The following is a 12,425-nucleotide window of genomic DNA, read 5'->3' on the forward strand; positions in this document are numbered from 1 at the left end:
ACTATGACATTTCAATTAATCTTTATTTCACTAATTTTTAATAAAATCCCTTCTTGCTCTATTACAGCTGGCACTGCTTTTATTTTAAAACGAGTAGTAAACACGCCACCTTGATCAAAAAACACTGGCTTATTTAACTTTTGTGCTAGCTTAATAGGATTGCCACTCGTGAGTACTAATTTTCCTATTTTTGATTTAGCCCACTTAACCTGCTTCTCATCATCACCATCAATAAATATTAAAGCTTCTCCCCAGCTTACTTTTTCTAAAGGATTTACATTTGTGCCAGCTTTTACTATGATATTTCCCGCCTGATCTTTTATATCTGTCTTTTGTATAAAGCTCGGATCATAGTGCCAATTTCGGTTTATGCTTGCTTTTGCTAGAGCCAATACCGGAGTTGGTCTTGATATTTTTTGCTGTACTTTATTTTTAAATTCTTCCTGCGTTTTCTCTAAATCGCCATTTTGTTTTGCTATTTGAAGTTTAGCCATAATGACCTCTAGTAATGACTCTTCAATAATTGGAAATACATGACCTTGGACTTCATAATCTCTAATTTCTATTTTAGAATTATTATCTATGCTTATAGCCAAATTATTATTGTGTGCATTTACATAACTTACCTTCAACATAATCACAAATAAAACAAAGGAGCTTATAATAATAATTTTTAGATCTAAATACCCTGTCATATTTTTCTATGTTACTTTAAGCTGTTAGCAACGGAAGTAAAATGATACAGTATTATCATCCAAAACTTATGCTATGTTGCTCCAAGATGATTTCAACCCCTGTAATAAAAGTACATTTTGATAAGGCATAACTGTAATAATATCTCAATATTAAGCAATTAATTATTCAACATAACGTAGTGTGTACTGTATTAATTTTCGACCGGTGCATATTTAGAAATCTGTATCATTTTTCAGCCGGTGTTGACAAAAAACCTCTCTCTTGCAATATGTGATTAATCGCATCTGTAACGCTCATTCCCGCAATCATTCTATCTTCTATGGCTTGGTAATCCCTAGCATTAGTAGATGTTAGCATCAGAGTAAATGGGTCTAACATTAACCTTGCTACAACTCCATGAACACTTGGTCCATAAATCGCTGCTTCACTATAATGTGGTGGATTTGAATGAATTGATTGTAGTAAATTTAACTTCCAGTCCTCATCAACAAAACCTACAAGCTTGGGGGTAGCTCTCATTGCTTTAAAGCTCTCAGGATTTTGCTTTAAAATAACTTTATGTGATGAGTTCTCAAAAGCTTTTTCAGCTGCTGATCCTTCCTCTCTAAAGTAATCAGTTAATTGCTGAGTAGCAAGAGTAATTGAGCCGTTATATTTTCTTGCAATTCTACCTGCTTCTTCAATAAATTCTCCAGATCTCTTGCCATATAGTAATTTCCATGCTTCATCAATCATGATTAGAAAAGGACGCTTCCTATCACCTTTAACCATGCTCTGGTTAATATGAACAATCATGATTTGTACGATCACTGCAAGTAATGCAGGGCTGCTACGTAAATGATCAGTTTCAATTACTACTATATCTGAGCTTAAGGATAATTTTGCCTTACCACTAAAAAACTTGCCATATTGTCCATCTCTGGTGAACGGAAATAACATATTACCAAGTTCCTGTGCGTAAGATTCTTCTCTTTTAAGTAACCAATCTGCTATATCAGTTATCTCAGCTTTATTGCCTTTTTCTTGCCACACAGCTATTAAGGCTTTTTGCAGCATTGGTTGCTGCAAATCATTAGTGCCATACTGAGGTGCTGCCATGGTAGCTAGAATCGATGGAAAACTTGCTAAAAAATCTGCTTGTGCTTCAATTGAGCCTTCGCTGCCACCTGCTGGAATTTCTGAAAATGGATTAATAGAAATAGGATTTTTTACATCAAATTCAATATAATTACCGCCAAGTAGCAAACAGGTTCTTTTAAATGATCTACCATAATCAAGAACAAATACTTTGCCGCCAGTGCCTAAGACCGATAGCATTAATTCTTGCATAAATACTGATTTACCAGATCCAGGTACTCCTGCTATACAAAGATTAAAATTTTCATTTGGAGCCGCAGATGTGTTATATAAATTTGAGCCAATTAATGCTGAACCAAAGGGCGACCAATACATAATCTGTCCTCTTCTACCAGTAAGCAGCATGCCAGGAGAGCTTAAATCCCCTTTCCATTCACCAATGATAGGCAGTAACACCTTACTTTCTGAAGCAATAGTCCTTATGCCTCTACCAAGATTTGATAATGCTACGCCAACTCCTCGAGTCTTTTTATTAAATATGTTATTGAATCTATTAAATTTACCCATTAAAGAATTAGGTGCTGCTTCAACTAACTGCATCGGTAAACTAGCAAGCACTAATGCTAAATGATCATATTTACAAGGGACAAAATACCAGCCACTTCGACGAAGCTGTGAGCAAAACTGTGATGCTGATCCTTTGGCTTTATTCTTCTGATCCCACATAATGACATTTAAGTGGATATTTACTACTCTATCACCGCTTTGCAAGCACGCTACTGCTCCTGCTAAATCTTGTGCTTCTAGTTGCAGATTAGGAAAGAATTTACCCATCCCAGCATTAATATTTCTCTCTAAAGCTTCTCTTTTGGTAATTGCTGTTGTTTTTGCCACTAACTGATTTGGTATAATCTGCAAACCAAAATGAATTAAAAAATTTGCTCTAATATATTCATCTCGTCTTAGCTCATTACCTAAAAATAAATCCATGGCTGATAAACGCCACTCTGCCGGTCTTTTTCCTGCCTCTAAGCTTATAAATATTTGATTATCATTAAGACTTACATAATCTTCCTTTTCATATAAAGAAAAATTACCAGGTAAAATCTGCTCGGATAATATTTCATAAGGATTAAGTTCAGGATGCTCTTCTTCTCTCCAGCCAAATATTAAACGGACAAATTTTAATAGCAATGTTGCCTCAACATTATAAGTAGTAAGACCAATTGATTTAAATGTATCTTGCAATACTTCTCTTCTTCGAAGCATCTCATTAATATCAATCGTCAGCGTCGGAATAGTTATGGAAATTAATAACACGACATCTTTGATATTTCCCTCTTCCCTTGCTTTTTGCTCTAAAAATTTTGTTCTTCTACTGCTAAGCTCAGCAAAGATGCTGCCCTTTCTATGTAATTGCCAGTTATCTAGATATTCTCTTATATGATCAGAGCCAATCATCAATATTTGAAAACTACTTCCTGCCGGTAAATTCTCATCACTTTTTAAAAATTCAGCTATCTCCCCTTGTGCTTGCAAGCTTGTCCCAACCAGTGGCCAACCAAGTAGTACAAATCCTACCGAGTCCCTATTAAAAAACAAGCTACTCTCCTCATCATATGATTCATAAACAAAATGTTTAGCTAGTCTCTCCCGTGCAAAATCTTTATCAATTCCTGATGTCATTATTATACCTTCCAAATCATCTAGCAGAGCATCTCGATTTAAAATTAGGCTTATCATTATTATTATTTGGATTAAACATATCAAAATCAGCCATTTTATTTACTTCATATAAAGATTTACATTTTAGTCCTTGGGGCAGCGGGCAATCAAAATCGCTTCTATATGGCATCAATTTACAACCAGAAACGATAAAGCTTAACATTAATAACAAAAGCAGATCAATTATTTTATTATTCATTAAAAATTACCCGGATATTGTTGTTCTGACTGCAAATCAATATCTGTCATTTCATAATCATCATTATTCTTAATAAAACGTTCTTGCAATTTAGTTTTTTTATTAGAAAAACTTGTCACTTTATTTCCAGAATAATTTTGATAATTACTATAATTTGTTCTATCTTGCGAATAATCAGTAGTAGTTGGTGGTAGTACTCTATCTACTTTAGAAGCCTCTTTATTCTCTCTTAAATCAAAACCTTTTCTAAATACCACATCTATTACTCTACCTGAAGCTACAACAATTACCGGACTCATGCTTTCTGCTCGTTTAATTGCAAAATCAGCAAGCTTTTCTAAAGCATTACCAGTGCCGGCCACACCGGCTTTTAGAGAATCCTGAGCTTTTAAGGCATTTTGCTGACCAGTAATCGGTGACACCGGAAATATGCTATTTGTTGCCTGGTTCTGGAAAAATTGTGCTATCCCGCCAAGTACGCCGTTAAGCACCGCCATCCTTGCTACATCTGATGATCTATCAACTACTATCCCTTTAATTCCAGGTCTACCATCTTCTCCTATTAACCATCCTTCTACCGGTTTTTCAATTATCTCTCCATTACTATTTAGTAAAGATACCGTCTCTAACCGGCATTTAGCCCGCTCCGATGATATATCCCCGCTGCAAGAACCAATTAAAATTGCTTCTTTGATTTGCTCCGTTTTATACCCTTTAGAAAAAATAGCTGTATCAACAAGCCTTATCATTATGGGCTTAGGCGAAGCTGCATTATTAGTGCCAGTTCCAACCACAACTCCGGTAAGCAGCACCCCTCGTGCAAAGCTGCCAGTAGTAATATAATCTTTAAAATCTTTTTTGAGCTCCACATCAGCTCTTTTTACATAACCAAGTAATCTTTTTACTGGAGCAGTAGGAGCAGCAGCAATGCTTTGCTCAAAGTTATTATCTAATAAATCTTCTATTTTTTGATTATTATTAAAATCATTGCCATCATATAATATAGTTTCTTTAAGAGGATTCTCTAATGATTCTAATTTTTGACTAAAATCATCAATTTTAGTTTTAGTTTCTAAATATTTATTCTCTATTAGCTTTTCCAAATGATTCTGCATGTTTTTAACTTCATTTAATATTTCTGCAGTCCATTTAGCTCTTGGATCTATGGCCTTTTCTATTCCAGATATTTCCCTTGATTGTCTATCTTCCGCTAAAACCATAGAAGTTTTTACCTCACTTTCTGACAATCCATAAAATAGCAAAATCATTATTACGCCTAGGCAAGCTAGAGTTACTAATGGTCTGTTTTTAATTATCTCTATAAGCCCTGATAATCTTTTGCTGAATGCAGATGGTAATTCTTCTACTTTACCTTGTACTTCTTCCTGCTTATTGAAATCTTGATCCATTGCTTTTAATCAACATCTTAATTATTTAACTGATTTTCATCCCACTAGAGACCCACTCTAAATAAAATCCTAAAATAATACCAATAGCTACAATTGCTCCAGCAAGTCTTAAATTACCCCTGACCACTGCCCAGATTGATGATAAAATCGTTGCCCCTGATATCCCGATAGTTTTCAGTTTACCGGTAGAGAGTCCACCAATGCGATCTAACTGTCCTTCCAATGTTTCTCCTAAAGCAACTTCAGATAGTATTACATTTACACAAAAAATTAATAATACCGGCAATAAAGAATATATTATCCTTAAATACTGGTTATTACTTTCTTCTTCTCTTACATCTTTGTTTTTTACATTCATGATGATTCTCTTCTTTGTTATTAGTTAACTTTGTTACTTCCTGTTCTAAATCAAACTTAATAAGTCTAATCGGTGCTGGTTTAGTTTTAGTGAAATTTAGCATTAAATCTTGGACCGTACCATTTTCTCCAATTAGAGTGAGATACAGTTTACTGCTATCTTGCTGCAGCAAAATAAATAAACAGCCTGAATCATGCACTGCTACTTCTGCGGCGATTTGAGGATGAATAAAGATATCATTAATCTTTTCTCCTTCGATATTAATTCTAGTAGGGCCGTCTTTTGCTATTTGCAGCTCTAACAAAGAATCAGCATGTAACATATAGCTTATCCCATAAGCATTACTACTAAAGCTTGCAAGCATTATTCCAACAAAAACTACTAAGATCTGCAACTCTGACTTCAAACTTCTCATTGCTTATTTGCCTCTTCTTCCTTAATACCTGTAAGTAATAATAAATGATTTGCTCCTCGCTTATAGGTTAACAAATAAGTTTTATCAGCTGCTATATGCTTATTCTCAGAAAACCAATAACGAAATGTTCCATTAATTAATACTCCATCTTCAATGACTTTTACTTTTTTAGGAAAAAATACTGATGAAACATTAGATCCTTTAACAAAATCTAAATGTTCTTTAAAAAACTTATCTAGTTGCTCTGTATTACTAGTCACCACCTTCATATCCGCTATTTGCCTCTCTACTCCTTCTGGTGAAGTAGTAAATAATTCTTTCATTACAAAAACTGCCCATTCTTTAAGATATGTCTCATGATAGCTTTTGGATGATACTATCATCCGGCGATCTGGCTCCATTGCCGGAATTAATAACCATTTTTCTTCCGTGCCAACTGTTTTAATCATCCCAAGAAGACTCGTAACTGCAAGCAGCAATGTGATAAGCAATAATCTCTTATTATATTTAACTAGCTGCTGAACCCCGCTTTGCTTAAATAAATGATCCATTACTTGCCTACCTTTTTACCAAGTAGATTAGGATAAGAAGTAGGAGCAGATAGCCATTTCTTAGCGACTAAATAACTCTTAAGTATAAAATATTCTGATATTTTCTTAAACTTTTTAAATATATAGCAAAGCACAATACCGGTTATAATGCTAATGACCCCAAGCTTTGCATGACCACTATTTAATAACACTATCCCAGGTACTATACCAAATAAGATAACTAACCACTCATCTAAGCTCAGTCCCATATATTTTAAGGAAGTAGTTAGTGACCAATATAATCTTTGATTAGCACAATTATTATTCATATAATAAGTGATATTTCTGTTAATAGAGCTGTTAATAGATAAGTTTTGCTAGTCATGACATTAACATCCTAATTTTTACATTGCCAGTGGAGTTTTAAGCCATAATAAAAAAAACTGTAATTCATCTCACACTGTGCTTATCTGGAGATAGAATCTATAGCTCTATCCATGAATTTGTTGATAACTAGTAGTAATTTTGCTAGTATTAATGAAATAAATTATTGGCGAGTGGTGTATGTTTAGAAGCGATGTGGAGTTAAAATTAGAATGTTTAAAACTTGCTATCCAGTGTTGTTGTAGTTGTGACGCTGTAGATCTAGCAAGGCATTATTATCAATTTCTTATGGAAAATAATAAAAATGTACCAATTCAATTTTCTATCAATAAAATAAGTTTAAATTAGTATTCACAGAATATGAACATCTTTGTTACTGATATTTCTCCTATTGTGTTTGCCCAAGCATTAGATGATAAGCGTGTTGTTAAAATGATACTTGAATCTGCACAATTATTAAGTTCGGCAATTTTCATCAACAGTCAATCCATTTATAATAACATATATAAACCAACTCATTTAAAACATCCTTGTACTATTTGGACTTCTGTGAATATTGCTAATTGGAATTGGCTCTTTAAACACTTCGAAGCTTTGTGTTTAGAATATAAATTTCGTTTTAATAAGTTACATAAAACAGAAATATTGTTATCCACCTTATCAAAATATAATTATTATCTTCCTAATAGTACAATAACTACATTTATTAATTGTACTAGATCAAAAATCTTAAACTTAGATTTTACTAGTGTATCTAATGTATGTATAGCTTATCAAAAATACCTTAGTGCTAAATGGTATCATGATAAGATAAAACCTCGATGGTCTAAAAGAAATATGCCATATTGGTCTACATATCATGAATCGGTAAATCTCACTACACACGGTAAATTTTGTCCTACTTGTTAGTATTTATCTTTTGAATAATACTAGCAATATTACTATTATCGAAAAAGTTAATTTATAATAATAAGGATCTTTCTTATTACTAATTTATGCGAATAAGAATCTAAACTTACACTATATTTTATAACAAATGACTTAAGTTTAAAATACTGTATTATTAAAAATCTACCTTATTCAAGGTCTTTTATTATATTTGCTATAACATAGTGTAAGTTTAGCTTTTTAATAACAACATATATATTTTTCTTAAATTTGAATAAATTATGTGCATAATTAAGTTTTTAATTTATAATTTATATTTTGAAATAAAATACTATGTTTAACCATTTAGATCAAATAGCAGATGTATTAAATAATACTAATCAATATAAAGTGATTAAACGATACAATAAACCGAATTATTATAGCATACCTGATGACAGGCACAAAAAATAGGAGTGTTTTTAGATACAGAAACTACTGGATTATCTTATGTTACTGATAAAATCTTAGAACTTGGAATGGTGAAATTTGAATACACGAACGATGGACGTATTTACAATATACTTGAGGAATTTAATCAATATCAAGATCCAAAAGAGCCTATAGCACCACATATTACGGAACTAACCGGTATTACCGATGAAATGGTTCGTGACCAAAATATAAATAAAGAAGAAGTTATTAATTTTCTTCAGAATGTAAGTATTATTATTGCACATAATGCAGGATTTGATAGACCATTTTTTGATAAATTGTTTCCAGATCTGACAACCAAAATTTGGGGCTGTGCTAGATTAGACATAGATTGGAAATATGAAAAAATAGAAAGCCAAAAATTGGAATATCTTGCATATAAATATAATTTCTTTTATGAAGGACACCGAGCAGTTATAGATTGCCTTGCAGGGTTACATTTACTATCACAGTATCTACCCGTTTCTAAAGAATTAGTATTGAAACAATTACTCATGAATTATCATAAAACAAGATTTAAAGTTTGGGCTAAAAATGCACCCTATGCGACTAAGGATTTATTAAAGTCTAGAGGATATCGTTGGTCTACCCATCCACAGGAAAATTATAAAGCATGGATGGTTGAAATTATTGAGAATAATATGGAATCAGAACTAAATTTTTTACAATCTTGTATTTATCATAAAAATTACGCTATCCCTATACAAACTATTTTGCCATATAATAGATTTACTTAATGATATTCAAACATTAGACCTATTTTGAAACTGGAATTTAAGATCAAAATATGATATAAATATCTTAGCAAAATAGATGACAAAGATTTGCCCTTAGGTTGAATCTAATAGTTACTAGATATAATGTGAGGTTCAAATAACTAGGTCCGTCCGCCAGTGTGCCAAGCAAAGTGCGTAAGGAACAGTTGGTGAAAATCCAGCCTACGTAAAGAATAGCCAACAGCGTAGAACCTAACTTGATACAGCATGAGGTAACAAGGGTTGTAAAGCTCAAGTGGGGGACAAAGCAGACCGCAACGAAAGTGAATGGATTGAGCTCCGTAAAGGACGAAATTATAGAGGCCGACATCTTTGGCGGTATGGAAGGCACAACTGTCGAAAGTTAAAAATTCATATTCTATTACAAGGTAAATGATATTAATAATTAGTACTTATAATAGTTTATGATCATGCATGTTATACTGTTTTAATCTAAAAGCTATACTTGTAATGAGCTTATAACATTAAATAATTTAAGGATTATAGAAAAATTTTAACCTAAGACAGAATGTAGATTTTTAACTTTCGACAGTTGTGGTATGGAAGGCAGTAAGGGAGGTAGTGCAAAATGGCAAGCTATCTTTCTCTCTATCGGAGTCTAAGACAGTGGTATGTTTTGAGATGGAACTTACGTGAACTTGGGAGATCCTGCACTTTCTCAGAAATGAGTATTAACTCACAAGTGTAAAAATGAGGAAGTTAAAACGAGGTGTAGGAAGTCAGATCTGGCATAGTACTTATGAAATTGGGTAATGCCAATGGAGGGAAGGCTCGTGGGTAGAATCAATCTTTTTAGGGAAATGTTGATGATAACAACTGATTATCAAGAAACAACAGAAACAAAACTAAAGAGAATAGCGTGGTTATCTTCACTAGATAAAGGTAAGAAGATTAATAACCTTCCATATGTACTTATTTAATGAAGAGGTACTTGCAGTAAGCTATCATAAGCTTGATGTAAAGAAAACTGCGTGAATGGTGATATCCTGAGCCCATTGCCTTAATAGGGCACGATGAGGTTCTAAATTGGGGGGCGAACTAGGTAATTAGTCGCTCTACCAACTAAACTCTACATACTTAGTAGAAATAGGGTTTTATGGCAGAAAATAATAGCAAATCCATAATGAAGGTTTTAATATCAAAAGCTTATGGAAATAAGAAAAAATAGTAGTGAAAAAATTTAGTACATTTTGGGAAATAGGGTGTTTTTTATAAAAAAATTTAAAATTAGCCTTCAAAATCGTAGTAATTTACTCTAAAATCATACAATTTTTGGGAATTAGTGCCTAAAGTGATATTTTTTTGAGTTTTGGCGGATTGACTTCTTACTGTTTAACCTTAGAGATCATTTCATTAATGGCTTTTTGCATATATTCTCGAGCAGTATCAGTGGCAAGTCTAGTATAAATTGCCGTTGATCTTGGATCTCTATGATTTAGGAGTTGGCCTATTACATATTGATTTGCTCCGGTCATTGCCATCCAACTTGGTATTGTTCTCCTTAAATCATGGATCCTTAAATTTTCTATTCCTGCTTTTTTACAAATACTCTTCCATGCTTTCTTTGGTTCTTGTAGGTGACCACTACGGCTGGTCTCACTTGGAAATACCCACGTACTAGTGGATTGCTCTTTCCTGGCTTTTAATATTTCTACTGCCTGATCTAACAAAGGTAAATGATGCGGATCACCATTCTTAGTTTCTGGAAGATACAATTGTTTATCAGTAAAACTTACTTGTTCCCATTTCATAGTAAGTAAATTATCTTTATGAACTGATGTATATAAAGCTATTAAGAAAAAATCCTTCATTACCTGGTTTTTCTCTTCTGCTATTGCTGTAAAAAACTGTGGTATTTCTTCTCTAGTTAAATAACGGTCTCTAGATTGTTCCTGATGTTTCTTTATCCCAATAACTGGATTCACCTTAATCAATCCCCATTCTATTGCTTTGCTAAATACAGGACTTAATATCTCAAGAAATCTATTAGCTCCATATTTACCAGTTTTAGTTAAATTATTAAACAACTCTTGAATATCTGTTTTTTGAATGGTGGATATTTTTCTAGGATATAAATGTTTTGCATATCTATCTACAGAAGCAGCATAATCCCTCCATCTTTTATTATTAATGTCCCCCTTCGGGGATAAGAAATCCCTCGCCTTCAGGCGAAGGGAAGATATAATGAAATTGCTTTAGCAATGAATTTATATCAAGAAACATGAGAAGTTATAGAAAGAATAGTCATAGTCAGTATGATTTAAAAGTACATCTTATATGGATACCAAAATATAGGAAGAGAGCATTGATAGGCAAAGTAGCGGAAAGGGCTAGAGATTTACTAAGGCAGATTTGTATGGAACATGAAGTATATATAATTTCAGGAAAAATATCATGTGATCACGTGCATATGTTTATCTCATATAAATCACAAATATCTCTTAGCAAGTTAGTACAGTATTTAAAAGGTAGTAGCTCAAGAATTTTATTGCAAGAATTTGCTCATTTAAGAAAACAATTTTGGGGCAATCATTTGTGGGCTAGGGGCTATATGGCGGTCAGTTCAGGTAATATAACTGATGAAATGATACAGCGCTATATTGATGAACAGGAAGGTGAACCTGTGAATGATGATCGATTTCTAATCGATTCCACTTTATAACCCCTCAGCTTATAGCTGAGGGTTCTTTAGTTTTACTATATTCATTAAGATATTTATCATAAAACTCCTTAAAAGTAGGCTCTTTAGATAATCTGGCTCTTTCTTCTGCAGGATTATATCCTTTTGCAATCTCGCCTTTTAATTCAGATGCTCTTGTTCTTGCTTCAGTAATAGATAGTTCTGGAAAACGCCCTATCTTAATTTTTTGGTATAATTGTTGAATTTTTTTACCAAGGTAAAATGTCTTACTGCCACCGTATGATACTATTAAAAATAATCCTTTTTCTTTAGTATCTCTATATATATTTTGTTTTTCTGTTGGGATTTTTATATTATTTAATGCTTCTCTAGTAAAGAATAAAGATTTTACTGACATAAATACCTCAAAGAGCATTGATAGTTAAAGTTATAATATGCTTTGGCTATGATAGCAAATCATATAAGAATAATCACTGAAATTAGATAATGGTTGATAATATTGATGCTCCATATTTTCTCCTGTCAGCATAAGTTGTTAGCATATGTGAATAAGTATTTGACAGGTTATTCAAATTTAACTACAGTAAAATTATTCCTTTACACATCAAAGAGGTAGCTATGAATATAAGGCTTTCACTAGGCGTGATACAGCACTATAGTGCTGCATTTTGTTTTTATGAAATTGCTAAGGTAATATCTAAAAAAACGAACTGTTACGTTGACATCGTAAAGGTCAGAGGTTTAATCCCTCTATCACCCACCACCATATCTCCAAGCTTTTCATAATCTACTAATTTTACCTCCCTACTCTGTATGCTGCTTATATGCTCCTCACATTTTTAAAAATACTGCT

The 12,425-nt window shown here is 32.8% G+C and carries 13 protein-coding genes and 1 pseudogene; 4 read left to right on the forward strand and 10 right to left on the reverse strand.

What is annotated here, in order from left to right; genetic code table 11:
* Positions 1 to 11: 11 nt before the first annotated feature.
* The 8 genes from traW to REIS_RS06945 form a co-directional block, all read right to left on the reverse strand.
* Positions 12 to 695 carry a type-F conjugative transfer system protein TraW gene (traW, locus tag REIS_RS06910; RefSeq protein ID WP_008580561.1) on the reverse strand — a complete coding sequence of 228 codons (684 nt, stop codon included), beginning with the start codon at positions 693 to 695 and terminating at the stop codon, positions 12 to 14.
* A 226-nt stretch (positions 696 to 921) separates the two neighbouring features.
* A complete protein-coding gene (locus tag REIS_RS06915) occupies positions 922 to 3,459 on the reverse strand; it encodes a TraC family protein (protein WP_040614732.1) in 2,538 nt (845 codons plus the stop codon).
* Positions 3,460 to 3,475: 16 nt separating this feature from the next.
* Positions 3,476 to 3,697: a hypothetical protein gene (locus REIS_RS06920; RefSeq protein WP_008580565.1), complete on the reverse strand. Its 222-nt coding sequence runs from the start codon at positions 3,695 to 3,697 to the stop codon at positions 3,476 to 3,478.
* The gene (locus tag REIS_RS06925; RefSeq protein WP_008580567.1) at positions 3,697 to 5,106 is read right to left on the reverse strand and encodes a TraB/VirB10 family protein; all 1,410 of its coding nucleotides are present in this window, start codon (positions 5,104 to 5,106) and stop codon (positions 3,697 to 3,699) included. The genes REIS_RS06920 and REIS_RS06925 overlap by 1 nt, the downstream gene beginning before the upstream one ends.
* 25 nt (positions 5,107 to 5,131) lie before the next feature.
* Positions 5,132 to 5,464, reverse strand: a complete 333-nt coding sequence (locus REIS_RS06930; RefSeq protein WP_040614733.1) for a hypothetical protein — start codon at positions 5,462 to 5,464, stop codon at positions 5,132 to 5,134.
* Positions 5,424 to 5,879, reverse strand: a complete 456-nt coding sequence (locus tag REIS_RS06935) for a hypothetical protein (RefSeq protein WP_040614734.1) — start codon at positions 5,877 to 5,879, stop codon at positions 5,424 to 5,426. The genes REIS_RS06930 and REIS_RS06935 overlap by 41 nt, the downstream gene beginning before the upstream one ends.
* Positions 5,876 to 6,430 (reverse strand): TraE/TraK family type IV conjugative transfer system protein, encoded by a 555-nt coding sequence (locus REIS_RS06940; RefSeq protein WP_008580571.1) that lies wholly within the window; start codon positions 6,428 to 6,430, stop codon positions 5,876 to 5,878. The genes REIS_RS06935 and REIS_RS06940 overlap by 4 nt, the downstream gene beginning before the upstream one ends.
* Positions 6,430 to 6,738 carry a hypothetical protein gene (locus REIS_RS06945; protein ID WP_008580573.1) on the reverse strand — a complete coding sequence of 103 codons (309 nt, stop codon included), beginning with the start codon at positions 6,736 to 6,738 and terminating at the stop codon, positions 6,430 to 6,432. Before REIS_RS06945 ends, REIS_RS06940 begins: the two co-directional genes overlap by 1 nt.
* A 415-nt stretch (positions 6,739 to 7,153) precedes the next feature.
* Between REIS_RS06945 and REIS_RS11270 the strand changes: the two genes are divergently transcribed.
* Together REIS_RS11270 and REIS_RS06955 are read left to right on the forward strand one after the other, a co-directional pair.
* Positions 7,154 to 7,702 (forward strand): pyrimidine dimer DNA glycosylase/endonuclease V, encoded by a 549-nt coding sequence (locus REIS_RS11270; RefSeq protein ID WP_008580577.1) that lies wholly within the window; start codon positions 7,154 to 7,156, stop codon positions 7,700 to 7,702.
* A 434-nt stretch (positions 7,703 to 8,136) separates the two neighbouring features.
* Positions 8,137 to 8,892, forward strand: coding sequence for a 3'-5' exonuclease (locus REIS_RS06955; protein WP_008580581.1), 756 nt, complete (start codon positions 8,137 to 8,139; stop codon positions 8,890 to 8,892).
* 1,364 nt (positions 8,893 to 10,256) lie between these two features.
* Here REIS_RS06955 and REIS_RS06960 read toward each other — a convergent pair.
* Positions 10,257 to 11,066, reverse strand: a pseudogene (locus REIS_RS06960) (tyrosine-type recombinase/integrase); the annotation flags it as partial.
* A gap of 86 nt (positions 11,067 to 11,152) precedes the next feature.
* Between REIS_RS06960 and tnpA the strand changes: the two are divergent.
* A complete protein-coding gene (gene tnpA, locus REIS_RS06965; RefSeq protein WP_008580137.1) occupies positions 11,153 to 11,593 on the forward strand; it encodes an IS200/IS605 family transposase in 441 nt (146 codons plus the stop codon).
* Positions 11,594 to 11,597: 4 nt separating this feature from the next.
* Here the strand turns inward: tnpA and REIS_RS13025 are convergent, their stop codons facing one another.
* Positions 11,598 to 11,969 carry an Arm DNA-binding domain-containing protein gene (locus tag REIS_RS13025; RefSeq protein WP_008580588.1) on the reverse strand — a complete coding sequence of 124 codons (372 nt, stop codon included), beginning with the start codon at positions 11,967 to 11,969 and terminating at the stop codon, positions 11,598 to 11,600.
* A gap of 221 nt (positions 11,970 to 12,190) precedes the next feature.
* Between REIS_RS13025 and REIS_RS14390 the strand changes: the two genes are divergently transcribed.
* Positions 12,191 to 12,358, forward strand: coding sequence for a hypothetical protein (locus tag REIS_RS14390; protein ID WP_160142977.1), 168 nt, complete (start codon positions 12,191 to 12,193; stop codon positions 12,356 to 12,358).
* Positions 12,359 to 12,425: the final 67 nt, after the last annotated feature.

The organism is Rickettsia endosymbiont of Ixodes scapularis, assembly GCF_000160735.1.
In the GTDB taxonomy this organism is placed as follows: Bacteria; Pseudomonadota; Alphaproteobacteria; order Rickettsiales; family Rickettsiaceae; genus Rickettsia; species Rickettsia tamurae.